Consider the following 25,775-nt stretch of genomic DNA (forward strand, 5'->3'; position numbering starts at 1 on the left):
GCGTCGCGGCCGGCCTCGTGTCCCGTGCGAGTGCCCCGATGACCACGCCGAACCGCTCGACCCACATCCGCCTCACCTCGCACCCCGGCGCCGGCACGCCGGTGCGCTTCCCGATCGCGTGGGGGGCGGCTGACCCGCGGGCGCGCGGGCCGGTGGTGGCGAGCGTGACGCGGCCCGGCGACCGCAACGTCATCGGCACCTATGGTGGCGCCTATGCGCTGTACCGGGCGCTCGCGGTGTCGTCCGGCGCCCTCAACCCGATCCAGCGGCCGGACCTCAAGGACACCGCGCCGGTGGTCGAGATCGGCCCGCATCCGCAGTGGACGACGCCGGAGAAGATCGTCTCGCTCGACCCGTTCGGGGCGATGGCCGGCCAGGTGTTCGCCGACCCCATATCGGAGGGCATCGACATCCGCCCGACGATTGCCGTCACCCGCGCCCACGTGGCGCTGCCGGAGATCGAGCGGGCGGTGGAGAAGGGGCGGCTCAAGGCCGACGGCACGGTGATGCTGGCGAACGGCGACGTCTCCGTCGTCAAGGCGGCGATCGACCCGGTCTGGTACCTGCCGGGCATCGCCGAGCGCTTCGGCGTCGGCCAGGACGAGCTTCGCCGCGTGCTGTTCGAGCAGACGGCCGGCATGTATCCCGAGCTCGTCACCCGGCCGGACCTCGACGTCTTCCTGCCGCCGATCGGTGGCATGACGGTCTACCTCTTCGGAGACCCGGCCATGCTGGGCCGAGCGCCGCTCACCTGTCGCGTCCACGACGAGTGCAACGGCTCGGACGTGTTCGGCTCCGACATCTGCACCTGCCGGCCCTATCTCGTGCACGGCATCGAGGAGTGCGTGCGGCAGGCGCAGGAGGGCGGCGTCGGCCTCATCGTCTACAACCGCAAGGAGGGCCGGGCGCTCGGCGAGGTTACGAAGTTCCTCGTCTACAACGCCCGCAAGCGCCAGGCCGGCGGCGACCAGGCGGCGACCTACTTCGAGCGCACCGAGTGCGTCGCCGGCGTGCAGGACGCCCGCTTCCAGCAACTGATGCCGGACGTGCTGCACTGGCTCGGCCTCACCCGCATCGACCGCTTCGTCTCGATGTCGAACATGAAATACGACGCCATCGTCGCCTCCGGCATCGACATCGGCGAGCGCGTGCCGATCCCGGAGGGCCTCGTGCCGCCCGACGCCCACGTCGAGATGGAGGCGAAGAAGGCGGCCGGCTACTACGCGCCGGAAGGGCCGGCGGACCTCGCGACGGTGGTCGGGCGGCCGCTGGAGGGGTAGGGCGTCAGATGATCGCCGCCCGCTGGTGTGCTACCGTTGCGACAGCCCTTCGGAGCGCCGGCGGGCAGGAGTGAGGACGATGACCAGGATTTCCGTTCGCATCGACGAGGACGCCGAAGAGGTGGTGCTGCCGCGCAGCGTCGCCGATCTCCTCGGCATCGCGCCCGGCGAGAGCGCTGTCGGCACGACGACGGAGTCCGGCCTGTTGATCGGGCGTGATGCATCGGAGATCGACCGACAGGTCGAAGCGGGTCTCGACGTGATGCGCCGCTATGCGGAGACGATGAAGCGTCTCGCACGCTGATGTCCGACATCGTCTGGATGACCGTGAACGGCGTGCTCGCCCTTCACGAGCACGCGATCCGCCTGTTCGGCGGACCGGCCGGCGTGCGCGACGCCGGCTTGCTCGAAGGCGCCCTGGCGCGGCCGATGAACGCCCACCTTTATGCCGGCGAGGACGACATCGTCGCGCTGGGCGGGCTCTACTGCGCCGCGATCGTGCGCAATCATCCTTTCATCGACGGCAACAAGCGGACGGGCTTCGTTACCTTCGTCGCGTTCCTCGAGTTGAACGGACTGACCTTCACGGCACCCCAGGACGAAGCCGCGGAGGCCGTGGAGCGTCTCGCGGCCGGAACGCTGGACGAGGCGGCCTTCGTCGACTGGATACGTCGTTATGCGACTTGAACGTGCGGCCCCGCGGGCCCGGACAGGAGAGTGAATGTCCCTGCAGGGTAGCGACCGGAACCCCGACCCCCACCCCGACGAGGCGCTGGCGCGCTCGCTGTTGTCGGCGCACGCCGTGCGTGAGCGGGCCAACATGATCCTGGCCGCCACCCTCGACGGGAATGTCGCCGAGCTCTCGGTCGATCTCGACCGGCTCGAGAACGCCGCCGACCTCGTCGCCGAGACGACCCGCGCGGCCTATCCGGACCTCGTCGTGCCGCCGCACTCGCGCTTCCGGCACTTCTCCGCCGGCGGGCACGACCGCTTCGGGGCGATCGCGGCGGCGCGGGGCTGGACCGATCCGCGGGGGGCTGCGCGCGCGGCGGCCGATCTCGCCATCGTCTCGGTGCTGCTCGACGCTGGCGCGGGACCCGACTGGGTCTATCGTGAGGGCCTGACCGGCGAGGCCTATTCGCGCTCCGAAGGGCTCGCGGTCGCGAGCGTCGCGATGTTCGTCTCCGGGCTGTTCTCGGCCGTGCCGGCCGATCCGCTGCGCGCCGATGCCATCTCGCTCGCGACGCTTGCGACCGAGGAACTGTCGGCCGGCTTCAAGGTGAAGCCCGGCAACCCGCTCGCGGGGCTCGACGGGCGGGCGGACCTGATGCGCCGCCTCGGCATCGCCTGCGCCGACCGCGACGACGTCTTCGCGATGGAGGACGAGCCGCGGCCGGGCGGCATCGTCGACGCGCTCGTCGCCCGCGCCGAGGGCGGGCAGCTGCCGGCGGCCGAGATCCTGGCGCTGGTGCTCGATGCCCTCGGCCCCATCTGGCCGTCGCGGCTGGTGCTGGCCGAGGTGCCCCTCGGCGACACCTGGCGCCACCCGGCGATCAACACGGACGACATCACCACCGGCCTCGTGCCGCTGCACAAGCTGTCGCAGTGGCTGTCCTACTCGCTGCTCGAGCCGCTCGGCTGGGCCGGTGTCGAGGTGGTGGAACTGGACGGGCTCACCGGCCTCGCCGAGTACCGCAACGGCGGCCTCTTCCTCGACACCGGCGTCATCCGCCTCACCGACCCGGCGGATGCCGAGCGGACGCACGCCGTCGGCTCCTCGCTCATCGTCGGCTGGCGGGCATTGACGGTGGCGCTGATCGACCGGCTGGCGCCGCTGGTGCGCACCCGCCTCGGCCTCGACGCCGAGAGCCTGCCGCTCGCCGCCGTGCTCGAGGGCGGCACTTGGGCGGCTGGGCGCCGCATCGCCCGCACCTTGCGCCACGACGGCGGGCCGCCTTTGAAGATCGAGAGCGACGGCACGGTGTTCTGACGGCGGCTGCGGCCGCGTTGCAGTTGGGGGACGGGGATGCTGCTGCGGCTCGGCAAGACGGCGCTGGTCGGCACGGTGGCGGCGCTGTTCGTGCTGTTCGCCTTCGGCAACCTCACCGACTACGGCTCGAACTGGGCCTTCGTGCAGCACGTGCTGGCGATGGACACGATCTTCGCCGACTCCACCCTGCGCTGGCGGGCGATCACCGACCCGACGCTGCAAACGCTCTTCTACTGGTCGATCATCGGCTGGCAGCTCGCCACCGCCGCGGTGCTGGTGACGGCGACCGCGCGGCTGGCGCTGGCGACCGGCGACCCGGCGCGCTTCCAGGCGGTGAAGGGCTACGCCGCCGTCGGGCTGATGATGGCGCTGCTGCTCTACGGCCTCGGCTTCACGGTGGTCGGCGGCGAGTGGTTCGCGATGTGGCAGTCGCACCAGTGGAACGGCCTCGAAAGCGCCAACCGCTTCATCACGCTCACCGGCATCGTGCTGATCGTGCTGATGCAGGGGGAGGGGGGCGGCGCCGCCCCTACTTCCTGAACAGCGCCATCGCCTCGTCGGCGAGCACGCCGCCGGTGACCTCGACGGTGGCGAACGGGGTGCGCTCGGCGACCTCGGCGCAGGGGATCTGGATCTGGCCGATGACGGTCGTGAGCTCGGCGATCGAGGCGGCGTAGACGACGCGGCCGATGCCGCACCAGATGATCGCCGACATGCACATCGCGCACGGCTCGCCGGAGGTGTAGAGCGTCGCGCCCTTCAGCCCGGCGGGGCCCTTCTCGGCGATGAAGGTGCGGATCGCCGTCATCTCGCCGTGGGCGGTCGGGTCGCCGCGGCCGAGATTGTGGCCTTTCGCCTGCAGCGCGCCATCGACGACGATCGCTGCCCCGAACGGAAACTCGGCGAGCGCCGCCTCTTCCAGCGCGACGCGCATGAAGCCCTCGTCCTCGGGGCGGACGGCGCCCTCGACCGCGGCGGCGCGGGCGGCGGCGGGGGTGAGGGCTGGCAGGGTGGCGGCGGCGAACAGCGCGGCGAGCGCGCCGCGACGGCTCGGGCCGGCGGCGGATGCCGTGGATCGCATGGGTTCTCGCCGAGCGGTGGTCGTGTCGATGGGCAAGGTGTCCTCCCCGTCCGGGCCATCTTCGGGCGGCCGCGATGCCGGCATGATAGCTGCGGGGCGGCGGCTGCCGAAAGCGGAGCGTTCGATTGGGCGAATCTTCTACGGGGTGGCTGGGGCGACAGACCTCTCCGCAGTCATTCCCGGCCTTGTGCCGGGAACCCATGCGATATCGGACGTGAGCACCTCGGATCACGGTCGTCGAGCGCGCGGAGGGGGATGGGTTCCCGGCACAAGGCCGGGAATGAGCACTGTGGGGGTGAGCCGCCTCCGCGTGTCTGCGGCAGGGGGCAGGTGCCACTCAACCCTGTCGCACCCGCAACCGGACTTCGCCGCTTCAAGCCCCGTCCCCGAGCCGCTACAGTCCGCGCCGACGCAGCGAGCGAGCGGGCAGGGAATTTTCGATGGCGCAGATGTGGGCGGACGGGGTGACGGTGATCGACCACCCGCTGGTGCAGCACAAGCTCACCTTGATGCGGGAGAAGGACACGCCGACCGTCGAGTTCCGCCGCCTCCTGCGCGAGATCTCGATGCTGCTCTGCTACGAGGCGACGCGGGATCTCGAACTGACGACGACCACCATCGAGACGCCGCTCGCGACGATGCAGGCGCCGGTGCTGGCCGGCAAGAAACTCGTCTTCGCCTCGATCCTGCGAGCCGGCAACGGGCTGCTCGAGGGCATGCTCGACCTCGTGCCGGCGGCGCGCGTCGCCCACGTCGGGCTCTACCGCGATCCGAAGACGCTGGTGGCGGTGGAGTACTACTTCAAGGCGCCGCCGGACATCGCCGAGCGCCGCGTCATCGTCCTCGACCCGATGCTGGCGACGGCGAACTCGGCGGTGGCGGCGGTCGACCGGCTGAAGGAGCGCGGTGCGGCCGAGATGAAGTTCGTCTGCCTGCTCGCCGCGCCCGAGGGCGTGCACCGCTTGCGCGACGCCCACCCGGACGTGCCGATCGTCACGGCGGCGGTCGACGAGCGCCTGAACGAGAAGGGCTACATCATGCCCGGCCTCGGCGACGCCGGCGACCGGATGTACGGGACGAAGTAGCGTCGCGCACCGGACGGGCCCGTCGCCGCCGCTCGCTTTCCTCGATGGGGGGCGGTCGGAGCGGCTCAGTCGACCACGGCACCCGCCGCGGTCGGGGCGGCGCCTCCTGCTGACCCATATGCGGTGGTCGCGGCCGGCGCGACGGTGACGTCCGCCAGCATCCGCTCGATCTCCGCGACGATGACGTCTGTGCGGGTGTGCTGCAGGGCATGGCCGGCGCCGGGCAGGACGACGAGGCGGGCGCCCGCCACTGCGGCGACGAGCGCGCGGGCGTGGATGTCCGTCGAGACGACGCGGTCGCGGTCGCCGGCGAGAACCACGGTCGGCGCGGTGATCTCCGCATAGCGCGGCACGAAGGCGGCGAGCCGCGCCTTCAGGCCGCGGATGTCCTCGGCGCTCGCGCGGAAGGCCAGCGGCCGGAGCGCGAGCTTCGCCGCCGTCGCCTCGATGAGCCCGTCCGCCGGCACTTTGGGCGCGAACACGCCGGCGAAGCCCGACGGCAGCAGCGCTAGCCCGAGCGGCGTCGTGATCGTCCTGCTGACGATCCCGCCGACGACCGGCGCGCCGACGAGGTCATAGGACCAAGAAACGCCGCCCGGCCACGGGTGCGTCGCGGGCGCAAGCAGCACCAGGCCCGCGGTGAGTTCCGGATAGGCGACGGCGAAGGCGGCGGCCACAGCCCCTCCGAAGGAGTGCCCGACGAAGACCGCGCGCTGCACGCCGATCGCGGCCAGCGTCGCGGCGATGGCGTCGGCCTGAACGATCGGGTCGGCGTCCTCCGGCCCGCCGCGGTCGGAGTAGCCGTGGCCGGGGCGGTCGAGGAAGACGAGACGGGCTCGCCCCTCCAGAGGCCGTCGGAAGGCCTGCAGAGGGTCGCCGAGGGTCGCGACCGCCCCATGCAGGAAGACGACGGCCGGCGCGTCGGCGGCACCGGGGGAGGCAGGCAGGTCGACGAGATGCGTGCGGCGGCCGGCGGCCTCGACGAATCGGCCGACCGGGGGATGGGCCGCCTCGATGCGGGCGACGAGAACGCGGGTGGCGACGGCCGATCCGGCGGCCGCGATGAGCGGCAGGGCCAGAACGGTGCCGACGACGAGGGCGACCATGCGGGCTCTCACCGCGCCCGGGGGCTCAAAGCTCCACGCCGCGGACCTCGGCGGCGAGGTCGTCGTGCGCCTTCTTCGCCTCCTCGTTGCGCGGATGCACGGCGAGCGCCGCCTCGTAGGCCTTCAGCGCCGCCTCCTCGCGATCGAGCGCCCTGAGCACGACCCCAAGGCCGACCAGGGTGCGCCAGTCGCGCGGCTCGAGGGCGAGCGCATATTCGAGATCGGCCAGCGCCTTGCCGAAGTCGTCGCGCTGGTAGTGGACGGCGGCGCGGCGGCTCCAGCCCTCCGCGAAGGCCGGCTGCAGCCGCGTGACGGCGTCGAGCAGGTCGAGCGCCAGCGGCAGGTTCTCGGCGCCGATCGCCGCCTGGGCCTGCCCCATCAGAACGTCGATGGTGGCGCTGCCGGAGGCGGCGAGCCGCCGCTGGATGCGGTTCGCGACCTGGCCGGCCGTGCGGTCGTCCTTGGCGTTCGCAAGGTCGGTGAACAGCGAATCGAGGGTGGGCTCCGCCTTCGGCTCGGGCTTGCCGGCCGTCTCCTGATCCGTCTCGGGGTGGCCGGGCGGGAGATGCGGGCGCGCCGATGGCAACTCGGCCGGCGGCTCCAGCAGATTGGGCGCGCGCGGGTTGGGCGAAGGCAGGTCCGGCAGCGGCGTGACGCCCGGAGGCAGGGTGTCCGGCGGGGCGGCCTCCGGCGACTGGGCACGGACCGGCACGGCCGCGAGCGGGGCGGCGATCACCGCTGCGGCGACGAGCGCCGACAGGCCGGCGCGGAGGGGGGAGAGGGTGCGCATCCCGCAGATATTGCGCGCGACCCGTGGCGGGTCAAAGGCAGCGGCGCGGCGGGCAACACAAAAAGGCGCGCGACCTGATGCCACGCGCCCGTTCTGTCATGAAGCTGGAAGGGCGGCCGCGGGGCCGCCGGGTGCCGACCCCGAGGGGCCGGCGCCGCAGGGCTTCAGCCCTGGCGCGCCTTGAAGCGCGGCGCCTTCTTGTTGATGATGTAGATGCGGCCCTTGCGGCGCACCAGACGGTTGTCGCGGTGCCGACCGAGCAGCGACTTCATCGAATTCTTGATCTTCATGGGTCCCGGCGCTCCGGCGCAAAAGTCAGGGCAGGCACCAAGGCACCCGCCGATTTCGTGCCGGGGAGATAGCGGACTCGGCGGCGGACTGTCAACGCTCGGGCGGCGGAAACGCCTGCTTAGGGGGTGGCCGGCGCTGCGCTCCTGGTCATACCCCTCGCACGTACGGAGCCTCGCCGGCCCAGAAGCGGTGCAAGCTGTCCCACGCAGCTTTGCTCCTCGGCGCGAGCCAGACTTCGAAGTCTGACGGGGCGGTGGTCACGTGCAGGTTCGGATTCTGCAAGTCCTCCAGCAATCCGATCGTCACGGCCTCCTGCACATAAGGGTCGCCGTGCGCGTGGCAGCGCTCGACGAGCCCGAACACCGCCGGGAAGTGCGTAATGTCGCCCCGAGACAACTGGTCGATGAGATGACACGCAAGGTCGCCGAGTGCGAGGTAGAGCGGTAGCTCAGGTTCGGCCTGCCAGTCGGATACGAAAGCCTGCCACGAGCGCAGAAAGCTTGGTACCGCATCGACGAACAAGGGAAGCATCTGCTCTCGTGTGATCAACGGCTGACTGCTGTCAGAAGTCATGCGTCACCTTTGACGAGTTCGATGCTGACGCGGCATGGCGCGCCCTTCCCAAACCATTGACAACCCCTATGACCGTCGTACGGTCAGACAAATCAATCCGGACCGGGAGGCCGAGAGTGGCACACGTTCGCGTGGAACGGCAGGAGGGGCGGCGGTTGCAAGGGACGGCGCGGCAGCACCGCGTCGTCATGGACCGCACCCGCGAGGACGGCGGCACCGACGCCGGCTGCACCTCGGGCGAGCTGCTGCTGCTGGCGATCGGCTCCTGCGTCACGGGCCGGCTGCGCAACACGCTGGAGGGCGCCTCGCTGCCGGCGATGCCGCTCGCCGTCGAGGTGTCGTTCGAGCCGTCGGCGCGCGGGGAGAAGCGCGAGCGTATCGCCGTCGACGTCATCGTGCCGGCGGGGCTCGACGCGGCCGGCGTGGCGCTCGCCGAGCGCGAGGCGCTTTCCGGCGGCGTCGGCAGCCGCATGGCGGCGGGCTCGGAGATGGTGGTCAGGGTCCGCCGCGAGGGCGGCGAAGGGGCAAGGGCGGCATGAGCGATCCGACGAACACGAGCGTGGCCGAATCGGGCCCCGAGCCGACGGCCCTCGTCACGCCGGAGTGGCTGGAAGCGAACCGCCACCGCGACATCCGCCTGATCGAGATCGCCGGCATGGGCCAGGACGATTTCGCCGCCTACAAGGCCGGCCACGTCCCGGGCGCCAGGGCCTGGAAGTGGAAGGAGGCGCTGTGGGACGCGCGCATGCGCGAGTTCCCGAGCCCGGAGGAATTCGCCCGCCGCATGGGGGCTGCCGGCATCGGCAACGACACCATCGTGGTGTTCTACGGCGAGGGCATCCAGTTCGGCATCTACGCCTGGTGGACGCTGCGCTATTGCGGCCACGCCGACGTCCGCCTGCTCGACGGCGGCCGCAAGCGCTGGGTGGCCGAGGGGCGGGCGCTGACCACCGACGTCCCCGACGCGCCGGCGCCGCGTGCCTATCACCCGACGCCGCGCCGCGAGGAGATGCGCATCCTGCGCGACCGCGTCGTGGCGCTGCTCGGCAATCCCGAGATCGCCATCGTCGATGCCCGCTCGCCGGAGGAATACCGCGGCGAGCGCGTCGGCGGGCCGGGCGGGCCGGACGTCGGCGCGGTGCGGCCGGGCCGCATCCCGGGTGCCCGCCACCTCTTCTACATGGACCTCTTCGACGAGACCCAGAGCTTCAAGCCGAAGGCTGAGCTCGCCGTCATGGCCGCCGAGCGCGGGCTGACGCCCGAAATGCCGACGATCGCCTACTGCCGGATGAGCCACCGCGCGACCGTCGCCTACTTCGCGATGACGCAGATCCTCGGCTACCCGGACGTGCGCGTCTACGACGGCTCCTGGACCGAGTGGGGCAACCTCGTCGGCGTGCCGATCGAGCGGTGAGGCCACCGCGGCCCTGCCCCGCGACCGCCGAGGGTGCGCCCGGCGGCGCTTTCGCCTAAAGGGGGCGGATGCGCCATCGCGTGTCCGTGCTCCTGCCCGTCGCCGTCGACACCGCGTACACCTACGCGGCCGACGAGCCGCTCGCGCCCGGCACCATCGTCGAGGTGCCGCTCGGCCCCCGGCGCGTCCTCGGCGCGGTCTGGGAGGACCCGCCGGACGACTCCATCGGCCACAATCGCCTGCGCGCCATCGAGGCGATCGTGCCGGTGCCGCCGATCGACGCCGAGATGCGCGCCTTCGTCGAGTGGGTGGCGCGCTGGACGGTGTCGCCGCGCGGCATGGTGCTGCGCATGGCCCTGCGCGCGCCGCAGGCCTACGCGCCGGAAGCGCCGCGCTACGGCGTCGTCCGCGTCGGCCCGCCGCCGGAGCGGATGACGCCCGCCCGCGCCCGCGTTCTCGCTCTCACCGAAGACGGTCTCGCCTGGTCGCGCGGCGGCCTGGCGGCGGCCGCCGGCGTCAGCACATCGGTGGTGGAGGGGCTGCTCGCCGCCGGCAGCCTCGCGGTCGTCACGATGCCGCCGGTGCCGATCGTCGCTACGCCCGACGCGGGCCTCGGCCGGGCGCCGACGCTCTCGCCCGAGCAGGCGGCCGCCGCCGCGGCATTGCGCGAGACGGTGCAGGCGGGCGGCTTCTCGGTGACGCTGATCGACGGCGTCACCGGCTCCGGCAAGACCGACGTGTTCCTGGAGGCCGCCGCCGAGACGATGCGTCAGGGCCGGCAGGCGCTGGTGCTGATGCCGGAGATCGCGCTGACGCAAAGCGTGCTCGCCCGCTTCGAGACGCGATTCGCGGCGCGCCCGGCCGAATGGCACTCGGCGGTGCCGGCGGCGCAGCGCGCCCGCGTCTGGCGGGGGGTGTGCGAGGGGACGGTGCCGTGTGTCGTCGGGGCGCGCTCGGCGCTGTTCCTGCCGTTCAAGCGGCTCGGGCTGGTGGTGGTCGATGAGGAGCACGAGGTCGCCTACAAGCAGGACGACCGCGTCCCCTACAACGCCCGCGACATGGCGGTGGTGCGCGGGCGAATCGGCAACTTCCCCGTGGTGCTGTCGTCCGCGACGCCGTCGGTGGAAAGCCGCGTCAACGCCGACGCCGGCCGCTACAAGCGCCTCGTGCTCGGCGCCCGCACCGGCGGCGGCGTGCTGCCGAACGTCGCCGTCATCGACCTCCGCCGCTCGCCGGCGGAGCGCGGCCGCTGGCTGTCGCCGCCGATGGCGAACGCCGTGGCGCGCAATCTGGAGCGCGGCGAGCAGGCGCTGCTCTTCCTCAATCGCCGCGGCTACGCGCCGCTGACGCTCTGCGGCGCCTGCGGCCACCGCTTCCAGTGTCCGCAGTGCTCGGCCTGGCTGGTCGACCACCGCCTGCGCGACCAGCTCGTCTGCCACCACTGCGGCCACACCGAGAAACGGCCGGATGCCTGCCCGTCGTGCGGCGCCGAGGGTCGCCTCGTCGCCTGCGGGCCGGGTGTCGAGCGGGTGGCGGAGGAGGCGGCGGAGCGGTTTCCGCAGGCGCGCCTCCTGGTGCTGTCGTCGGACACCGGCGGCACCGAGCGCATCCGCCGCGAGCTCGCGCTGGTGGCCGAGGGCAAGGTTGATCTGCTCGTCGGCACACAGCTCGTCGCCAAGGGCCACACCTTCCCGAAGCTGACGCTGGTCGGCGTCGTCGATGCCGACGTCGGCCTCGTCTCCGGCGATCCACGTGCCGCCGAGCGGACGTTCCAGCTGCTGTCCCAGGTCACGGGGCGGGCAGGCCGCACGGGTGCGGCCGGCGTCGGGCTGTTGCAGACCCACAATCCCGACCACCCGGTGATGCGAGCGCTGGTGGCGGGGGATTCCGACGCCTTCTATGCCGCCGAGATCGACTCCCGCCGCCGTGCCGGCCTGCCGCCGTTCGGCCGGCTCGCGGCTATCGTCGTCTCAGGGCCTGATCGGGCCAGCGCCGAATCGTATGCGCGTGCGCTGGCGCTCGCCGCGCCACGGGCAGACGGCGCGCAGGTGCTCGGCCCCGCGGAGGCGGCACTCGCCGTGTTGCGCGGCCGCCACCGCTTCCGCCTGCTCGTCAAAGCGGCCCGCGGGCTCGACCTGCCGGGCTACCTGCGCGCCTGGCTCGCCGCCGCCCCGCCGCCGCGTGGCGGGGTCGAGCGCCACGTCGACGTCGAGCCGCAGAGCTTCGTATGAGCGGGTGCGGCGCCGACGCGGATGGCCGGAAATCCCGTGGGCGCGGCGACCCGCCGCGCTCCCTCCGCAAACTGCACGGGGAGCCGCTGTTGCGCCGCCGGATTGCCTATGGTATCGGCACCCTTGGCTTCCGGGGGGCTCGCCGCGTGCCTCTCCGCCCCTTGGAAAGTCTCTTATCTTTCAAGGCCTTCGGAATTGCCCCGCGTGAGCAAGCCCGAAGGTCTTCCGTGTGCGAGAGACGCTATCCGTGACCGATCAGGACCAGCACGTCTCCGGTGTCGCCGAACGCTACGCCTCCGCTCTCTACGAGCTGGCGAAGCAGGAGGGGGCTATCGACGCCGTCGAGGCGGACCTCGACCGGTTCGCGGCGCTGCTTGACGAGAGCGTCGATCTGCGCCGCCTCGTGAAGAGCCCGGTGTTTTCCCCCGACGAGCAGACGAGCGGCCTCGCCGCCGTGCTGGAGCGGGCGGGGATCGGTGGCTATGCCGCCAATTTCCTCAAGCTGGCCGCCCGTAACCGGCGGCTGTTCGTGGCAGGCGAGATGATCCGCGCCTACCGCGCCCTGGTCGCCGCTGGTCGTGGCGAGACGACGGCCGAGGTCACCTCCGCCGAGCCGCTCTCGCAGACGCACCTCGCGTCCCTGAAGGCGGCTCTCTCGGAGTCGACCGGCAAGGACGTGCGGCTGAAGACGAGCGTCGACGCCAGCCTCATCGGCGGGCTGATCGTCAAGCTCGGCTCGCGCATGATCGACACGTCGCTCAAGACCAAATTGAATTCCCTCAGGATCGCGATGAAAGAGGTCGGCTGATGGACATCCGGGCCGCGGAAATTTCCGCAATCCTCAAGGAGCAGATCAAGAACTTCGGCCAGGAGGCCGAGGTCTCCGAGGTCGGCCAGGTGCTCTCCGTCGGCGACGGCATCGCCCGCGTCTACGGCCTCGACAAGGTCCAGGCCGGCGAGATGGTCGAGTTCCCGAACGGCACGCGCGGCATGGCGCTGAACCTCGAAGTCGACAATGTCGGCGTCGTGATCTTCGGCTCCGACCGCGAGATCTCCGAGGGCGATACCGTCCGCCGCACCGGCGCGATCGTGGACGCCCCCGTCGGCAAGGGCCTGCTCGGCCGCGTCGTCGACGGTCTCGGCAACCCGATCGACGGCAAGGGCCCGATCGACGCCACCGAGCGCAAGCGGGTGGACGTCAAGGCGCCGGGCATCATCCCGCGCCAGTCGGTGAACGAGCCGATGTCGACGGGCCTGAAGGCGATCGACGCGCTGATCCCGGTCGGCCGTGGCCAGCGCGAGCTGATCATCGGCGACCGCCAGACCGGCAAGACGGCGATCGTCCTCGACACCTTCCTGAACCAGAAGCCGCTCAACGCCGGCACTGACGAGAACGTCAAGCTCTACTGCATCTACGTCGCGGTCGGGCAGAAGCGCTCGACGGTGGCGCAGTTCGTGAAGGCGCTCGAGGACGCCGGCGCGCTGCAGTACTCGATCGTCGTCGCGGCCACCGCCTCCGATCCGGCCGCCATGCAGTATCTGGCGCCGTTCACCGGCTGCACGATGGGCGAGTATTTCCGCGACAACGGCATGCACGCCGTGATCGCCTATGACGACCTCTCCAAGCAGGCCGTCGCCTACCGCCAGATGTCGCTGCTGCTGCGCCGCCCGCCGGGCCGCGAGGCCTATCCGGGCGACGTGTTCTACCTGCATTCCCGCCTGCTCGAGCGCGCCGCCAAGCTCAACAAGGCGAACGGCGGCGGCTCGCTGACGGCGCTGCCGGTCATCGAGACGCAGGCGAACGACGTGTCGGCCTACATCCCGACGAACGTCATCTCGATCACCGACGGCCAGATCTTCCTCGAGACCAACCTGTTCTACCAGGGCATCCGCCCGGCGGTGAACGTCGGCCTCTCGGTGTCGCGCGTCGGCTCCTCGGCGCAGATCAAGGCGATGAAGCAGGTCGCCGGCTCGATCAAGGGCGAGCTCGCGCAGTACCGCGAGATGGCGGCCTTCGCGCAGTTCGGCTCCGACCTCGACGCCACCACGCAGCGCCTGCTCGCCCGCGGCGCCCGCCTGACCGAGCTCCTGAAGCAGCCGCAGTTCTCGCCGCTGAAGACGGAAGAGCAGGTCGCGGTGATCTTCGCCGGCGTCAACGGCTACCTCGACCGCCTGGCGGTTGCCCAGGTGCGGCCGTTCGAGACCGGGCTGCTGTCGTTCCTGCGCGCCGAGCACAAGGACCTGCTCGACGGCATCTGGGCGAAGAAGGAGCTGACGCCGGAGCTGCGCGACCGGCTGAAGGCGGCTCTCGACGCCTTCTCGAAGACGTTCTCGGCCTGACGGCCGCGAACCCGCGTAGCGACGCCGTCGAGGAGCGCCGATGCCGAACCTGAAGGACCTGCGCAACCGCATCGCCTCCGTGAAGGCGACGCAGAAGATCACCAAGGCGATGCAGATGGTCGCCGCGGCGAAGCTGCGTCGCGCCCAGGAGGCGGCGCTCGCGGCCCGTCCCTATGCCGAGCGGATGCAGGCGATGCTCGCCGGCCTCGCCTCCGGCATGGAGGGGGCTGCCGGCGCGCCGACGCTGCTCGCCGGCAACGGCCGCGACGACACCCACCTGCTCGTTGTCTGCACGGCCGAGCGCGGCCTCTGCGGCAGCTTCAACTCCTCGATCGCGAGGCTCGCCCGCGAGCATGCCAACCGGCTGATCGCCCAGGGCAAGACCGTCAAGATCCTGTGCGTCGGCCGCAAAGGCGCCGACGCCCTGAAGCGTGATCTCGGTCCGCGCATCATCCGCACCATCGAGATGCGCGGCGTCCGCAATGTCGGCTTCGCGCAGGCGGATATGGTCGGCAAGCAACTGCTGGAGCTCTACGCGGCCGGCGAGTTCGATGTCGCGACGTTGTTCTATGCGCAGTTCAAGTCGGTCATCCAGCAGATCCCGACGGCGCAGCGGCTGATCCCGGCCGACGTCTCCGGCGCGGCCGAGCGCACCGTCGGCGGCGCCATCTACGAATACGAGCCGGAGGAGGAGGACATCCTCGCCGAGCTCCTGCCGCGCAACATCTCCGTGCAGGTGTTCCGGGCGCTCCTCGAGAACGCCGCCTCCGAGCAGGGCGCCCGCATGTCCGCCATGGACAGCGCGACGCGCAATGCCGGCGAGATGATCGGCAAGCTGACGATCACCTACAACCGCTCGCGTCAGGCGCAGATCACCAAGGAACTGATCGAGATCATTTCCGGCGCCGAGGCACTGTGACGCGAACCGCCGCGGCGTCACGCGCCCGCGGCAGACGAGACAAGGATTCGGCGCACTGGCGCCCCGCCCGACCGACGAGGACGAGAAAGCCATGACGAAGAATGTCGGCCACATTGCGCAGGTCATCGGTGCCGTCGTCGACGTGCACTTCGAGGAGCACCTTCCGCAGATCCTGAACGCGCTCGAGACCGACAACCACGGCATCCGGCTCGTTCTCGAGGTCGCGCAGCATCTCGGCGAGAACACGGTTCGCGCCATCGCCATGGACACCACCGAGGGTCTCGTCCGCGGCCAGGCCGTGCACGACACCGGCGAGCCGATCGCGGTGCCGGTCGGCGACGGCACGCTCGGGCGCATCATCAACGTCATCGGCGAGCCGATCGACGAGGCCGGCCCCGTCGTGCACTCCGAGACGCGCGGCATCCACCAGCCGGCCCCGGCCTACACCGAACAGTCGACCGAGGCGCAGATCCTCGTCACCGGCATCAAGGTCGTCGACCTCCTCGCGCCTTACGCCCGCGGCGGCAAGATCGGCCTGTTCGGCGGCGCCGGCGTCGGCAAGACGGTGCTGATCCAGGAGCTCATCAACAACATCGCCAAGGCGCACGGCGGCTACTCGGTGTTCGCCGGCGTCGGCGAGCGCACCCGCGAGGGCAACGATCTCTACCACGAGATGATCGAGTCCGGCGTGAACCAGAAGGGCGGCGGCGCGGGCTCCAAGTGCGCGCTGGTGTTCGGCCAGATGAACGAGCCGCCGGGCGCCCGCGCCCGCGTCGGCCTGACCGGCCTGACGATCGCCGAGTACTTCCGCGATCAGGGCCAGGACGTGCTGTTCTTCGTCGACAACATCTTCCGCTTCACCCAGGCGGGCTCGGAGATGTCGGCGCTGCTCGGCCGCATCCCCTCGGCGGTGGGCTATCAGCCGACGCTCGCCACCGACATGGGCGCCCTGCAGGAGCGCATCACCACCACGACGAAGGGCTCGATCACCTCGGTGCAGGCGATCTACGTGCCCGCCGACGATCTGACCGACCCGGCGCCGGCCACCTCGTTCGCCCATCTGGACGCGACGACGGTGCTGAACCGCTCGATCGCCGAAAAGGGCATCTATCCGGCGGTGGATCCGCTCGACTCGACCTCGCGCATGCTCGACCCGCGCATCGTCGGCGAGGAGCACTACGCCGTCGCCCGCCGCGTCCAGGAGATCCTGCAGCGCTACAAGGCGCTCCAGGACATCATCGCCATCCTGGGCATGGACGAGCTGTCGGAAGAGGACAAGGTCGCGGTGGCCCGCGCCCGCAAGATCGAGCGCTTCCTCTCGCAGCCGTTCCACGTCGCCGAGGTGTTCACCGGCTCGCCGGGCGTCTTCGTCGACCTCGCCGAGACGATCAAGGGCTTCCAGGGCCTTTGCGAGGGCAAGTACGACCACCTGCCGGAGGCGGCCTTCTACATGGTCGGCACCATCGAGGCGGCGGTCGAGAAGGCCCAGAAGCTCGCGGCGCAGGCGGCCTGAGGCCGAGCGCCACTCCTTTTCGGAGACCCGCCCCGGCGGGTCTCCGTGAGTGCAGCGACAGGATCGAAGCATGGCCACCGGAACCGCCGGCGCGACTTTTCCCTTCGAGCTCGTCTCCCCCGAGCGGCTGCTCGTCTCGGGTGAGGCGCGCTCCGTCGTCGTCCCCGGCAGCGAGGGCGAGTTCGAGGTCCTGAAGGATCACGCCCCCTTCCTCGCCATGCTGCGGCCGGGCATCCTCAGGGTGATCGGCGCGGCGGGTGACGAGCAGCGCATCTTCGTGCGTTCCGGCTTCGCCGACGTGAACGGCACCGGCCTGACGGTTCTCGCCGAGGAGGCGGTGCCGGTCGAGCAGTTGAAGGGCGACCAGATCGCCCTGTCGATCCGGGCTGCCGAGGAAGACGTCGCCGCCATCAGCGATCCGGCGCAGCGCTCCGAGGCCGAGCGCATGCTCGCCTCCCTCCGCGAAGTGCAGGCGACGCTGAAGCTCGGCTGAGCCCGGCGCTCGGCTGGTGCCGAGGCGCGGCCGAGCCTAAAGCGCGACGGAGGCCCAAGTGGCCTCCCGACGCCGGTCTGACGGCCTGCAATCTCATCTCTGCGCCATGCCGCCGGGGGCAGCGTCCGGGGCCGGCAGGACTCTCGGCGGCCCCGTCGTGCCGGCGGCTGATCCGTGCACCGTGTCTTTGCGGATGCTCAGGGCGGCGGCCGACGGCCCCGCAGCCCCTGCGCGAGCAGCACGACGCCGACTGCGACGATCAGCACCCACATCAGTGCCGCCATCAGGTAGCCGACGGGATCGGTCTCCCAATGGTGCATGCCCGGCGTTGTGCCGGGTGGTGGCGGCCCGTGGTGGCGAACCATGAACCACATGTCGTCGCCCAGATAGCCGCTGACGAGGAAGATCAGTCCGATCACCACCATCGCCGCCCCGACGGCGATGCGTCCGCCTCGCCCCATGGCCGTGCTCCCTCCGCCGCCGACCGCGCCACCTCTGCCCGCCATGATGCCGCACAGCCGTGGCGACGGCCACTCGCCGTGTCCTGCGGCCCGCGGGGTCGCCGGCGGTGCCCTCAGTGCGCCAGCCGACCGGCGGCGTCGAGCATGGCCAGCACCGGGCCCTGCGGCAGCACCCGGACCGTGCGGCCGTCGAGGCCGGTCATGTCGGCGTTGGCGAACAGGACGTCCAGCACCGCCTCCTCGACGCACTCGACGACGGCCCCGAACAGCGGGTCGAGGCTCTCCTCCGGCAGCATGGCGAGCGAGATCGGCGCCTCAGCCGGCACAGTGGCCGCGGCGTTCGCCGTGGTGAAGGCGAGGAAGACGTCGCCGGACGAGTGGTGGCCGATGGTGCCGGTGCGGGCGAGCCCGAGCGGCACACGGCGCGCGAGGCGCTTCAGCTGATGGGGCAGCAGCGGCGCGTCCGTCGCCACCACGACGATCACCGAGCCGGCGCCGCCGGTGGCCGTCGCCCCGGCCGCGGCGTCGGCGGCGAGGCGGGCGCCGACGGACACGCCGAGGATGGTGAGTTCCTCGGTGCGGCCGAAGTTCGCCTGCACCAGGGTCGCGACCGTCCAGGAGCCACCGGCCGCCTCGACCCGGCGCGAGGCGCCGCCGGTGCCGCCCTTGAAGCCGTAGCAGATCATGCCGGTGCCGCCGCCGACCGAGCCGGTCGGCACGGGTCCGCCCTCGGCTGCGTCCAGGGCCGCGAAGACGTGCTCGTCGTGGACGTGGAAGCCGTTGATGTCGTTCAGGAAGCCGTCATAGGTCTCGGCCGCGACGGGCAGCCCCCAGTCCTGCCCGGGCGACATCCGGCCGCTGCGCGCCGCCCACTTCAGCGTCGCGTCGCGAGCGGTGCCGAGGGAGTGGGTGTTGGTGATGGTGATCGCGAGCTCGCAGCGCCCCGTCTCCTCGATCCACCACGAGCCGGTGAGTTCGCCGTTGCCGTTCAGCATCGCGGTGCCGGCGAGCACCGGCGTGGCGATGCCGGCGCGGCCCCGCGGCAGGATGGCGGTGACGCCGGTGCGAACAGGGCCCCGCCCGGGCGCACACGGGCCGTCGCCGCGAATGAGCGTCGTCAGGCCCACCTCGACGCCTGCGACGTCGGTGATGGCGTTGAACGGCCCTGGCACGCCCGGCAGCGCGAGGCCCAGCCCGCGCGCCCGGCGGCGGCCGTTCGGCGCCGTTCGCCACGCGGCCGGCATCGCCGCAACCGTCTGTCCGGCGTCCAATTCGCGGTTCTCGGACATCACACCGGCCCCCCGTCAGGCGTCGCGGTCGAGGGTGGCTGCGAGCGGGTCCTCGAGGTCGTGCAGCCGGCGGGCGCAGCCGTGCGCGAAGCGCAGCGTCAGCCAGCGCCGCGTCGCACCCGCCAGACGGTGCTCCGGCGCCATGCGCACCATCTCGGCGACGTGACCGTCGGTGAGGATCAGCCCCGCGTCCTCGGGGAAGGGGGCGACCGCGGCGACCTCGGGCAGCGTCGCGAAGAACAGCCGGTCGCAATGGAAGCGGTAGTCCGGCCACTTGGCGTCTGCCCGCCAGTCGGCGAGCGACGACTTGATCTCGACGATCCATATCTCGCCCGACGGCCCGAGCGCGGCGAGATCCGCCCGCCGCCCGGAGGGCAGGGCCATCTCGGTCAGCGCCTGGAATCCGTGCAGCCGCAACAGCCTGCGCGCCCCGCGCCGGATCGCCAGAGCGGTGGCCGACTGCCGGCCATCGGTGAACGGCGGATCGGTGAGGAGGGCGGCGGCAAGGCTCATCGGCGGATCCCGGAACGGATGGTCGCCGGATTGTTCCGATTTTGTTCCGAACGAGCAACCGGAATCTGGAGTGTTCACCGCTTGGTGTTGTCGAAGGCCGGCATCGCCGGGCGGACGCGCCGCCCGGGCCCTCGCATTGCGCCGCCCTCAGCGGGCGCGGGCGAGACGGCGGCCGGCGAGCTGGCTCTCGTCGCCGGGCCGCTCCTCGCTGCGTTCGACGCGCGCCAGCACCGCGGCGTACTCGGCCTCGGCGTCGGCGAGCGCCGAGGCTGCGCGCTCGCGCTGCAAGGCGAGGTCGCGGACGGAGGCGGCAAGGTTGTCGCGGCGCTGCCGGGCGGCGCGCGCGAACGTCGGATAGGCGAAGTGCGTCGGGTCGGTGATGCCGGCGCGGCGCTCCTCGTGCACGATCTGTTGATCGAGCTCGGCGGCCATGCGATCGAGCTCGGCCACCATCGTCTCCACCTGGGCGGCGCGCCGTCGCGCCGCCTCCAGCTGGAAGTGCTTGGCCTTCAACACGTTCTCACGAACTCTCATGACGTGCTTACTCCCCGACCCATGCCGGAGACGCTAGCCGCGGAGTCGTTGCCAAATGGTTCTCACCGGCTGCGACCCGTTTGTGAGGCGGTCGCTAACCGAACGTTTACCTCCTGCGGCAACCATACGGGTGTCATCGGCCGATCGCGGACCGGGCTTTCCGCCCGTTTCGCCGGCCGCTCCGGTCACGTCGCGGCAGAGGCCCAGATTCGTTCGATTCGCAGCGCGATTCCAATTTGTTCCGGCTGTTCGCGGATGTAGGCCCCGAACGTCGTTGTCAGTGCGAATCGCAATCTGTTAACCCTTATCGGGTATCCGTCGAATCAGGACGAGCCGCAGTCCTTTGGCCGCGACAACCAACCGGGGATCGCGGCGCCGAGCCGGGATCCTGGGCAGCGAGGGATGAGGCATGCGCGTACTGCTGATTGAAGACGACAGCGCCATCGCGCAGAGCATCGAGCTGATGCTGAAGTCCGAGCGGTTCAACGTCTACGTGACGGACCTCGGCGAAGACGGCATCGAGATCGGCAAGATCTACGATTACGACATCATCCTGCTCGACCTCAACCTGCCGGACATGTCCGGCTACGAGGTGCTGAGGACACTGCGCGTCTCGAAGGTGAAGACGCCGATCCTCATCCTGTCCGGTCTCGGCAACATCGAGGACAAGGTGCGCGGTCTCGGCTACGGCGCCGACGACTACATGACGAAGCCCTTCCACAAGGACGAGCTCGTCGCGCGCATCAACGCCATCATCCGCCGCTCCAAGGGGCACGCCCAGTCGGTCATCCAGACCGGCGACCTCGTCGTCAACCTCGACACCAAGACGGTGGAAGTGGGCGGCCAGCGGGTGCACCTGACCGGCAAGGAATACCAGATGCTGGAGCTGCTCTCGCTCCGCAAGGGCACCACCCTCACCAAGGAGATGTTCCTCAACCATCTCTATGGCGGCATGGACGAGCCGGAGCTGAAGATCATCGACGTGTTCATCTGCAAGCTGCGCAAGAAGCTCGCGAACGCGTCCGGCGGCCAGAACTTCATCGAGACGGTGTGGGGCCGCGGCTATGTCCTGCGCGAGCCGGCCGACGAGCCGATCCGCGAGTCAGCCTGATCGGATGCCGCGCCGCATCGTCGGCGCGGACGGTCCGGTGCCGCTCTCTTCAGCCGGCGCGGAAGTGGACGACGTCGCCGTCCTTGTCGATCGTCACCGTGAGGCCGATCGAGCGCGCCAGCAGCCCGGCGTAGAAGCCGACCGCTGCGTGGGCGTCGAGCGGCATCTCGGCCTCCCCGGCGAACAGCTGCGCGAGACCGGACGGGATGCGCGAAGGCTGCCCTGTGGCGGTGATGACGAGGCTCTCGAGCCCGGCGCTCTCGGACCGCAGCACGATATGGCCGCCACGCGGGATCGCCTGCTGCGACAATGCCACCAGAGTGAGGGCGAGCTTCACCCGGTCCTTCGGCCCGTAGCCGGGCGGCACCATCCAGTCGAGCTGCGCGCGGTCGCTGCCGACATAGGCCTTGGCGACGCGCTCGGCATCGGCGAGGTCCACCGAGGCGCCGGCGGAGCCGGCGAAGCCGAAGGCGAGGCGGGCGAACTGCAGGCGGGCGGAGGCGGACCGGGCGCTCTTGCGGATGAGGTCGAGGGCGACCTCGCGCATCTCGCCGTCCTCGTCCTCGTCGAGCACCTCGAGGCCGTTGATGACCGCGCCCACCGGGCTGATCAGATCGTGGCAGATGCGACTGGCGAGCAGGGCGGCGAGATCGAGGGCGGGCATCTCGGTCATCGGGTGGGGCGAGGCGTCCTGCGGAAGAAAAGGGCCGGCGAATCGGCTGCGGCCGGGGCGTTCGGTCGAGGGTTACACCGCGTCGGGGGGTTCCACAACCCGCGCGGCGGGCGGGCGCGCTCTGCGCCGACGGGGGCGACAAGAGGAGGCTAGACCCATGCGCTTCATCGAGTTCGCGGCGATCGCCGCACTGGCGGGCGCCGTTGCCGCGCCGCTGCCGGCGGCCGCCCAGTCGCTGCCGCCGCTCGACAATGTCGATGCCCCGGCACCCCCGCCGCCGGATCCCGCCTACACGCCAGCTCCGGCGCCGCCCCCCTATGCCGGCGAGACCTACACGGCCGACGAGATCGTCCACGCCGGCCACGGCTTCTTCGGGCAGATCTCCGGCGGGCTTGCGACGGTGATCGAGAAGGCCTTCGCCGACTATGGCGCGCCGAACGGCTACATCCTCGGCGAGGAGGCCTCCGGCGCGGTCTTCGGGGGCCTTCGCTATGGCGAGGGGCGCATCTATACGCGCTTCGCCGGCGAGCAGAACGTCTACTGGCAGGGGCCGTCGGTCGGCTTCGACCTCGGCGGCGACGGCGCCCGCGTCATGATGCTCGTCTACAATCTCCCCTCGATGGCGCACCTCCTGCAGCGCTATGTCGGGGTCAACGGTTCGGCCTATCTCGTCGGCGGCTTCGGCATGACGGTTCTGGCCGCCGATCTCACCTACGTGGTGCCGGTGCGGGCCGGCGTCGGCGCCCGCCTCGGCATCAATCTCGGCTATCTGAAGTTCACCGAACAGCCCACCTGGAACCCGTTCTGATCCCTGTCGTGCCGCTGCGCCAAGCCGCCCCTGTGGCCGCTGACGGCGTTTCACGATAGGGTCGGCGCGGTTTCGACCTGCGGAGAAGCGCGCCTTGGACGGACAGGACCTCATCACCGCCGCCTGGATCGCGGGCGGCGCGCTGGTGGCGCTGGTGGTACTCGCGCTGGTCCTCGGCCGGCGCCGCAAGCCGTCGAAGGCGGGCGCGAAGGGCCCGGTGCGGGGGCTCCGGCCCGACCGCGACATCCTGCGCGCCGAATTTGCCATCACCGTCCGCGGCCTCGAGCAGCGCGCCGAAGCGCTGTCGGAGGTGGTGCGGCGGCTGAAGATCGAGAACGCCCGCCTGCGCGAGGCCGGCGATCCTTCGACGGTGGTGGCCGCGGCTTCGGCGTCGTCCGCCGCCGCCGAGGCCTCAGACGGCGAGGGCGTGCGCCAGCGCTTCGCCGCACTCGAGGCCGCCCTCGGAGAGAAGACGGCGGCGCTCGCCACCGCCCGCGAGGAACTCGCCGCCGCCAAGGCGGAGGCGGCGAAGGCGGCCGCGGCACTCGCGGCGGCGCCGGGACCGGTTGCGGCGCCTCTCGCCTCCTCGGCGGCCGAGACGGCGCCGGTTCCCGCCAAGGCCGCCGACACGTCTGGCCCGGCCCTGTCGGCGGCGCGCTCCGAGATCGCGCGGCTGTCGGCGGAGATCGCGTCGCTCAAGTCCGAGCTCGACCGCAAGGCCGGCGTCATCGGCGCAGCCGAGACGGCCCTGTCGTCGGCGACCGCGGCACTTTCCGATCGCGACGAGGAACTCGCCGAGGCGCGAGCCACCGCCGACGCGAAGGCCGAGGAGGCCGCCCGCAAGGCGCAGGAGGCCACCGCCGCCACGCGCGCGGCCGCCGAGGCGAAGGCGGCGCTGGCGCAGATGCAGGCGGCGCTGCGCGAGGCGCGCGAGGAAGCCGATTCCCGCCGCATCGAGGCGGCGACGGCGTCCGTCAGGGCCGGTGCGCTCGCCGACGAGCTCGAGGAACTGCGCGCCACGCAGGGCTCCGCCGGGGCATCTTCGCCGACGGCGGCCGCCGCGGCCGAGATCGCCCGTCTGCGCGAGGAGCTCGGCAGCGTCGCCGCCGAGGTGGTTGCCGTAGCGGCTGAGAAGGATCCGGAGGTCGGCAAGGCGGTCGATGCCCTCGTCGCCGGCGAGCCGATGGTGCCGCAGGACAAGGAGCCGACCAGTCTCGCCGCCCGCATCCGTCGGCGGCGCAATCGGGAACCGGCCTGAGAGGTCGGCTGGGGGAGGGCGCCGGGCATGCCCGCCGATCCCGCGACACTCTTCTTCGTCCTGGTGATCACGTCCGCCACGGGCACGCTGCTGCTGACGTGGTGCTGGCTGCAGAACAGCGCCGAGCGGACGCTGCTGTGGACGGCGGCGGCCTATGCCGGGGTGGCGATCGGGTCGTTCCTGTTCGCGGGCCGGGGCATCATCCCCGATCGTCTGTCGATCGATGCGGCGAACGCGTTCTCGATGCTCGGCATGGCGCTCGCCTGGGCAGCCGGCCGCGCCTTCAACGGCCGGCCCATCCTGCCGTGGGTGCCGGCCATCGGGCCGCTCTTGTGGGTTCTCGCCTGTCAGTTGCCCGCCTTCTACGCCTCGTTCCCCGCCCGCGTGATGCTGTCGTCGACGATCCTCGCGATCTACGCGGTGCTGACGGCGCGCGAGTTCGCGCAGCGGGACGGACTGCTCGGACGCGTGCCCGTGGTGGCGATGTTCGTCGTCCACGCCGTCTTCGTCGCTCTCAGGATCCCGCTGACGCTGACGACGGTCGACGACCTGCCGGGCGTCTACCAGGCGGCGTGGTTCGGCATGGCGGCGCTGGAGGCGATCGTCTTCTCGCAGGTGATTGCCGTGCTGATGGTGTCGCTCACCAAGGAGCGCGTCGAGAAGCGACTCAACGCCGCCGCCCTGACCGACGCGCTGACCGGCCTCGCCAACCGGCGGGCACTACTCGAACGGGGGGCGGAGGCGGTGGCCGAGGCGGCACGGCGGGGCCGTCCGATCGCCGTCGTCGCCTTCGATCTCGACCGCTTCAAGGAGATCAACGACCGCTTCGGCCACCCCGTCGGCGACGCGGTGCTGGTCGCCTTCGCCGCGGCGGCGGTGGCGACGCTGCGCCCGGGCGACATCGCCGGCCGCCTCGGCGGCGAGGAGTTCGCGGTGGTGCTGCCGGACGCGAGCGCTGCCGATGCGGCGGCCGTGGCGGAACGTCTGATGACGGCGTTCCGGCAAGCCTCCGCCGCGGTCGAGGGATGTGGCGAAGGCTGCACGACGTCGGCCGGTGTCGCCGCCTCGCCTGCCGGCCGGCTCGGCATCGAGCAGCTGCTGTCGGCCGCCGACCGGGCACTCTACGCCGCCAAGCGCGAGGGCGGCGACCGGGTGCGCTTCGAGGCCGTCGCCGAGGTCGCCTGAGCGCCGCTACGGCTCCAGCCGGTAGCCGAACGACTGCACGAGCGCCTCCGGCAGCCGGTCGGCGAGGAAGCGCAGGTCCGAGGCGCTGAACCCACGGGCGGCATCGCTCAGGCGGTAGCGGCCGGCATAGTCCTCGAAGCCCAGCGGATCGCCCTTCGTCGACAGATCCGGTCGCGTCCACACTGCCCGCGGGCGGTCGAGGGCGTCGGCGACGCGGTCGAGCGTGCCGGCATAGTCGGCGACGAAGTCCTCGTAGCGGACGTGCAGGGCGTGCGGCGCGGCATCGAGGAGCGCGCGGTAGGCGCGCGCCTTGGCGGTCCACAGATCGGCCGTCGAGGCGAGCCGCCCCGGGCCGATCAGGTCGCGCTCCACCGGCTGCCAGCGCTGGCGCAGGAAGCGCGACAGCGACGGCTTCGGCCAGCGCAGCAGCACGTCGTGGTGCGGGCGTCGGTGCAGCGACTTCAGGAAGAACAGCGGGTGCTTGGTGACGACGACGAACAGCGTCGTCGCCGCGCGCGGATCGGCGAGGATGATCTCGACCGGCGGCGCCGCGTGCTTCCAGCCGAAGCCTGTGGCGACGAACGGCCGGCTCGTTTCGTCGACGATCCCCTCGCGGACGCGCTGGCGCAGGTGCGGGAAGACGCGTGCCAGTGCCCCGGCGCGCTCGGCCACCGCGGCGTCCAGCGTGGCGATGCGGCCGCGCGCGGAGGGGCGCATCATCGCCACTTCGAAATTGGCGCCGATCGCCTCGGCGAGCGCCCGCGTGCCGGTGTTGCGCTCGCCATAGAGCTTCAGGGCGGCGACGCGGCCGTCGGCGGCGGGATCGGTCAAGCGGGT

At 71.5% G+C, this 25,775-nt stretch carries 29 protein-coding genes; 18 read left to right on the plus strand and 11 right to left on the minus strand.

The window, feature by feature from the left end:
• The first annotated feature begins 38 nt into the window (after positions 1-38).
• The 5 genes from RUR49_RS24180 (at position 39) to RUR49_RS24200 (ending at position 3,810) form a co-directional block, all read left to right on the plus strand.
• Positions 39-1,280 carry a GTP cyclohydrolase II gene (locus tag RUR49_RS24180; protein ID WP_409149023.1) on the plus strand — a complete coding sequence of 414 codons (1,242 nt, stop codon included), beginning with the start codon at positions 39-41 and terminating at the stop codon, positions 1,278-1,280.
• Positions 1,281-1,359: 79 nt separating this feature from the next.
• Positions 1,360-1,584, plus strand: coding sequence for a hypothetical protein (locus RUR49_RS24185; protein WP_409149024.1), 225 nt, complete (start codon positions 1,360-1,362; stop codon positions 1,582-1,584).
• On the plus strand, positions 1,584-1,967 hold the full coding sequence (locus RUR49_RS24190; RefSeq protein WP_409149025.1) for a type II toxin-antitoxin system death-on-curing family toxin: 384 nt from the start codon (positions 1,584-1,586) through the stop codon (positions 1,965-1,967). Before RUR49_RS24185 ends, RUR49_RS24190 begins: the two co-directional genes overlap by 1 nt.
• Positions 1,968-2,001: 34 nt before the next feature.
• Entirely contained in the window at positions 2,002-3,270 is a 1,269-nt protein-coding gene (locus RUR49_RS24195; protein ID WP_409149026.1) for a DUF1688 family protein, read from the plus strand.
• Positions 3,271-3,306: 36 nt separating this feature from the next.
• Entirely contained in the window at positions 3,307-3,810 is a 504-nt protein-coding gene (locus tag RUR49_RS24200) for a DUF2165 family protein (RefSeq protein ID WP_409149027.1), read from the plus strand.
• On the opposite strand, the gene RUR49_RS24205 is transcribed toward RUR49_RS24200, so the two are convergent.
• Positions 3,800-4,351 (minus strand): nucleoside deaminase, encoded by a 552-nt coding sequence (locus tag RUR49_RS24205; protein ID WP_409149028.1) that lies wholly within the window; start codon positions 4,349-4,351, stop codon positions 3,800-3,802. The two genes, RUR49_RS24200 and RUR49_RS24205, sit on opposite strands and share 11 nt — an antisense overlap.
• A gap of 449 nt (positions 4,352-4,800) precedes the next feature.
• On the opposite strand from RUR49_RS24205, the gene upp reads away from it, so the two are divergent.
• Entirely contained in the window at positions 4,801-5,436 is a 636-nt protein-coding gene (gene upp, locus RUR49_RS24210; RefSeq protein ID WP_409149332.1) for a uracil phosphoribosyltransferase, read from the plus strand.
• Between the two features lie 65 nt (positions 5,437-5,501).
• Here the strand turns inward: upp and RUR49_RS24215 are convergent, their stop codons facing one another.
• The 4 genes from RUR49_RS24215 to RUR49_RS24230 all read right to left on the minus strand — a co-directional run bounded on the left by RUR49_RS24215 (position 5,502) and on the right by RUR49_RS24230 (position 8,196).
• Positions 5,502-6,542 (minus strand): alpha/beta fold hydrolase, encoded by a 1,041-nt coding sequence (locus tag RUR49_RS24215; RefSeq protein ID WP_409149029.1) that lies wholly within the window; start codon positions 6,540-6,542, stop codon positions 5,502-5,504.
• Between the two features lie 25 nt (positions 6,543-6,567).
• On the minus strand, positions 6,568-7,332 hold the full coding sequence (locus RUR49_RS24220; RefSeq protein ID WP_409149030.1) for a tetratricopeptide repeat protein: 765 nt from the start codon (positions 7,330-7,332) through the stop codon (positions 6,568-6,570).
• 164 nt (positions 7,333-7,496) lie between these two features.
• The gene (gene ykgO / locus RUR49_RS24225; protein WP_409149031.1) at positions 7,497-7,622 is read right to left on the minus strand and encodes a type B 50S ribosomal protein L36; all 126 of its coding nucleotides are present in this window, start codon (positions 7,620-7,622) and stop codon (positions 7,497-7,499) included.
• A 148-nt stretch (positions 7,623-7,770) separates the two neighbouring features.
• On the minus strand, positions 7,771-8,196 hold the full coding sequence (locus RUR49_RS24230) for a hypothetical protein (RefSeq protein ID WP_409149032.1): 426 nt from the start codon (positions 8,194-8,196) through the stop codon (positions 7,771-7,773).
• Between the two features lie 116 nt (positions 8,197-8,312).
• Between RUR49_RS24230 and RUR49_RS24235 the strand changes: the two genes are divergently transcribed.
• From RUR49_RS24235 to RUR49_RS24270, 8 genes are all read left to right on the plus strand, one after another.
• Positions 8,313-8,735: an OsmC family protein gene (locus RUR49_RS24235; protein WP_409149033.1), complete on the plus strand. Its 423-nt coding sequence runs from the start codon at positions 8,313-8,315 to the stop codon at positions 8,733-8,735.
• On the plus strand, positions 8,732-9,610 hold the full coding sequence (locus tag RUR49_RS24240; RefSeq protein WP_409149034.1) for a sulfurtransferase: 879 nt from the start codon (positions 8,732-8,734) through the stop codon (positions 9,608-9,610). The genes RUR49_RS24235 and RUR49_RS24240 overlap by 4 nt, the downstream gene beginning before the upstream one ends.
• A gap of 68 nt (positions 9,611-9,678) precedes the next feature.
• Positions 9,679-11,841 carry a primosomal protein N' gene (locus RUR49_RS24245; protein ID WP_409149035.1) on the plus strand — a complete coding sequence of 721 codons (2,163 nt, stop codon included), beginning with the start codon at positions 9,679-9,681 and terminating at the stop codon, positions 11,839-11,841.
• A 247-nt stretch (positions 11,842-12,088) separates the two neighbouring features.
• Positions 12,089-12,649: a F0F1 ATP synthase subunit delta gene (locus tag RUR49_RS24250; RefSeq protein WP_409149036.1), complete on the plus strand. Its 561-nt coding sequence runs from the start codon at positions 12,089-12,091 to the stop codon at positions 12,647-12,649.
• The gene (gene atpA, locus RUR49_RS24255) at positions 12,649-14,181 is read left to right on the plus strand and encodes a F0F1 ATP synthase subunit alpha (RefSeq protein ID WP_409149037.1); all 1,533 of its coding nucleotides are present in this window, start codon (positions 12,649-12,651) and stop codon (positions 14,179-14,181) included. Before RUR49_RS24250 ends, atpA begins: the two co-directional genes overlap by 1 nt.
• A 40-nt stretch (positions 14,182-14,221) precedes the next feature.
• Positions 14,222-15,100 carry a F0F1 ATP synthase subunit gamma gene (locus RUR49_RS24260; RefSeq protein ID WP_409149038.1) on the plus strand — a complete coding sequence of 293 codons (879 nt, stop codon included), beginning with the start codon at positions 14,222-14,224 and terminating at the stop codon, positions 15,098-15,100.
• 91 nt (positions 15,101-15,191) lie between these two features.
• Positions 15,192-16,613 (plus strand): F0F1 ATP synthase subunit beta, encoded by a 1,422-nt coding sequence (gene atpD, locus RUR49_RS24265; protein ID WP_409149039.1) that lies wholly within the window; start codon positions 15,192-15,194, stop codon positions 16,611-16,613.
• A 70-nt stretch (positions 16,614-16,683) separates the two neighbouring features.
• Positions 16,684-17,106 carry a F0F1 ATP synthase subunit epsilon gene (locus RUR49_RS24270; RefSeq protein ID WP_409149040.1) on the plus strand — a complete coding sequence of 141 codons (423 nt, stop codon included), beginning with the start codon at positions 16,684-16,686 and terminating at the stop codon, positions 17,104-17,106.
• A 197-nt stretch (positions 17,107-17,303) separates the two neighbouring features.
• Here the strand turns inward: RUR49_RS24270 and RUR49_RS24275 are convergent, their stop codons facing one another.
• From RUR49_RS24275 to RUR49_RS24290, 4 genes are all read right to left on the minus strand, one after another.
• Positions 17,304-17,567 (minus strand): hypothetical protein, encoded by a 264-nt coding sequence (locus RUR49_RS24275; RefSeq protein WP_409149041.1) that lies wholly within the window; start codon positions 17,565-17,567, stop codon positions 17,304-17,306.
• 113 nt (positions 17,568-17,680) lie between these two features.
• The gene (locus RUR49_RS24280; RefSeq protein WP_409149042.1) at positions 17,681-18,856 is read right to left on the minus strand and encodes a P1 family peptidase; all 1,176 of its coding nucleotides are present in this window, start codon (positions 18,854-18,856) and stop codon (positions 17,681-17,683) included.
• A gap of 15 nt (positions 18,857-18,871) precedes the next feature.
• Positions 18,872-19,369: an MmcB family DNA repair protein gene (locus RUR49_RS24285; RefSeq protein ID WP_409149043.1), complete on the minus strand. Its 498-nt coding sequence runs from the start codon at positions 19,367-19,369 to the stop codon at positions 18,872-18,874.
• A 147-nt stretch (positions 19,370-19,516) separates the two neighbouring features.
• Complete coding sequence (locus RUR49_RS24290) at positions 19,517-19,903, minus strand: flagellar export protein FliJ (RefSeq protein WP_409149044.1); 387 nt, start codon at positions 19,901-19,903, stop codon at positions 19,517-19,519.
• 409 nt (positions 19,904-20,312) lie between these two features.
• Between RUR49_RS24290 and ctrA the strand changes: the two genes are divergently transcribed.
• The gene (ctrA, locus tag RUR49_RS24295) at positions 20,313-21,014 is read left to right on the plus strand and encodes a response regulator transcription factor CtrA (RefSeq protein WP_409149045.1); all 702 of its coding nucleotides are present in this window, start codon (positions 20,313-20,315) and stop codon (positions 21,012-21,014) included.
• A gap of 49 nt (positions 21,015-21,063) precedes the next feature.
• Here the strand turns inward: ctrA and chpT are convergent, their stop codons facing one another.
• Positions 21,064-21,687: a histidine phosphotransferase ChpT gene (gene chpT, locus RUR49_RS24300; protein WP_409149046.1), complete on the minus strand. Its 624-nt coding sequence runs from the start codon at positions 21,685-21,687 to the stop codon at positions 21,064-21,066.
• A 157-nt stretch (positions 21,688-21,844) separates the two neighbouring features.
• Here chpT and RUR49_RS24305 point away from each other — a divergent pair, with 157 nt between their 5' ends.
• From RUR49_RS24305 to RUR49_RS24315, 3 genes are all read left to right on the plus strand, one after another.
• Positions 21,845-22,495, plus strand: a complete 651-nt coding sequence (locus RUR49_RS24305) for a DUF1134 domain-containing protein (RefSeq protein WP_409149047.1) — start codon at positions 21,845-21,847, stop codon at positions 22,493-22,495.
• Positions 22,496-22,589: 94 nt separating this feature from the next.
• Positions 22,590-23,753 carry a hypothetical protein gene (locus tag RUR49_RS24310; protein WP_409149048.1) on the plus strand — a complete coding sequence of 388 codons (1,164 nt, stop codon included), beginning with the start codon at positions 22,590-22,592 and terminating at the stop codon, positions 23,751-23,753.
• A 27-nt stretch (positions 23,754-23,780) separates the two neighbouring features.
• Positions 23,781-24,938, plus strand: a complete 1,158-nt coding sequence (locus RUR49_RS24315; protein WP_409149049.1) for a GGDEF domain-containing protein — start codon at positions 23,781-23,783, stop codon at positions 24,936-24,938.
• A gap of 6 nt (positions 24,939-24,944) precedes the next feature.
• Here the strand turns inward: RUR49_RS24315 and RUR49_RS24320 are convergent, their stop codons facing one another.
• Entirely contained in the window at positions 24,945-25,769 is an 825-nt protein-coding gene (locus RUR49_RS24320; RefSeq protein WP_409149050.1) for a hypothetical protein, read from the minus strand.
• Between the last annotated feature and the right edge of the window lie 6 nt (positions 25,770-25,775).

This window comes from Pseudoxanthobacter sp. M-2 (genome assembly GCF_046156265.1).
Classification (GTDB): Bacteria; Pseudomonadota; Alphaproteobacteria; order Rhizobiales; family Segnochrobactraceae; genus CAMDHY01.

Coding starts and splice junctions, on each gene's coding strand:
- atpD (WP_409149039.1), top strand. CDS start 15,192: ATGACGAAGAATGTCGGCCACATTGCGCAGGTCATCGGTGCCGTCGTC.
- ctrA (WP_409149045.1), top strand. CDS start 20,313: ATGCGCGTACTGCTGATTGAAGACGACAGCGCCATCGCGCAGAGCATC.
- RUR49_RS24180 (WP_409149023.1), top strand. CDS start 39: ATGACCACGCCGAACCGCTCGACCCACATCCGCCTCACCTCGCACCCC.
- RUR49_RS24315 (WP_409149049.1), top strand. CDS start 23,781: ATGCCCGCCGATCCCGCGACACTCTTCTTCGTCCTGGTGATCACGTCC.
- RUR49_RS24260 (WP_409149038.1), top strand. CDS start 14,222: ATGCCGAACCTGAAGGACCTGCGCAACCGCATCGCCTCCGTGAAGGCG.
- atpA (WP_409149037.1), top strand. CDS start 12,649: ATGGACATCCGGGCCGCGGAAATTTCCGCAATCCTCAAGGAGCAGATC.
- RUR49_RS24275 (WP_409149041.1), bottom strand. CDS start 17,567: ATGGGGCGAGGCGGACGCATCGCCGTCGGGGCGGCGATGGTGGTGATC.
- RUR49_RS24200 (WP_409149027.1), top strand. CDS start 3,307: ATGCTGCTGCGGCTCGGCAAGACGGCGCTGGTCGGCACGGTGGCGGCG.
- chpT (WP_409149046.1), bottom strand. CDS start 21,687: ATGACCGAGATGCCCGCCCTCGATCTCGCCGCCCTGCTCGCCAGTCGC.
- RUR49_RS24285 (WP_409149043.1), bottom strand. CDS start 19,369: ATGAGCCTTGCCGCCGCCCTCCTCACCGATCCGCCGTTCACCGATGGC.
- RUR49_RS24205 (WP_409149028.1), bottom strand. CDS start 4,351: ATGCGATCCACGGCATCCGCCGCCGGCCCGAGCCGTCGCGGCGCGCTC.
- RUR49_RS24185 (WP_409149024.1), top strand. CDS start 1,360: ATGACCAGGATTTCCGTTCGCATCGACGAGGACGCCGAAGAGGTGGTG.
- ykgO (WP_409149031.1), bottom strand. CDS start 7,622: ATGAAGATCAAGAATTCGATGAAGTCGCTGCTCGGTCGGCACCGCGAC.
- RUR49_RS24220 (WP_409149030.1), bottom strand. CDS start 7,332: ATGCGCACCCTCTCCCCCCTCCGCGCCGGCCTGTCGGCGCTCGTCGCC.
- RUR49_RS24280 (WP_409149042.1), bottom strand. CDS start 18,856: ATGTCCGAGAACCGCGAATTGGACGCCGGACAGACGGTTGCGGCGATG.
- RUR49_RS24290 (WP_409149044.1), bottom strand. CDS start 19,903: ATGAGAGTTCGTGAGAACGTGTTGAAGGCCAAGCACTTCCAGCTGGAG.
- RUR49_RS24305 (WP_409149047.1), top strand. CDS start 21,845: ATGCGCTTCATCGAGTTCGCGGCGATCGCCGCACTGGCGGGCGCCGTT.
- RUR49_RS24230 (WP_409149032.1), bottom strand. CDS start 8,196: ATGACTTCTGACAGCAGTCAGCCGTTGATCACACGAGAGCAGATGCTT.
- RUR49_RS24215 (WP_409149029.1), bottom strand. CDS start 6,542: ATGGTCGCCCTCGTCGTCGGCACCGTTCTGGCCCTGCCGCTCATCGCG.
- RUR49_RS24270 (WP_409149040.1), top strand. CDS start 16,684: ATGGCCACCGGAACCGCCGGCGCGACTTTTCCCTTCGAGCTCGTCTCC.
- RUR49_RS24195 (WP_409149026.1), top strand. CDS start 2,002: ATGTCCCTGCAGGGTAGCGACCGGAACCCCGACCCCCACCCCGACGAG.
- RUR49_RS24240 (WP_409149034.1), top strand. CDS start 8,732: ATGAGCGATCCGACGAACACGAGCGTGGCCGAATCGGGCCCCGAGCCG.
- RUR49_RS24190 (WP_409149025.1), top strand. CDS start 1,584: ATGTCCGACATCGTCTGGATGACCGTGAACGGCGTGCTCGCCCTTCAC.
- upp (WP_409149332.1), top strand. CDS start 4,801: ATGTGGGCGGACGGGGTGACGGTGATCGACCACCCGCTGGTGCAGCAC.
- RUR49_RS24245 (WP_409149035.1), top strand. CDS start 9,679: ATGCGCCATCGCGTGTCCGTGCTCCTGCCCGTCGCCGTCGACACCGCG.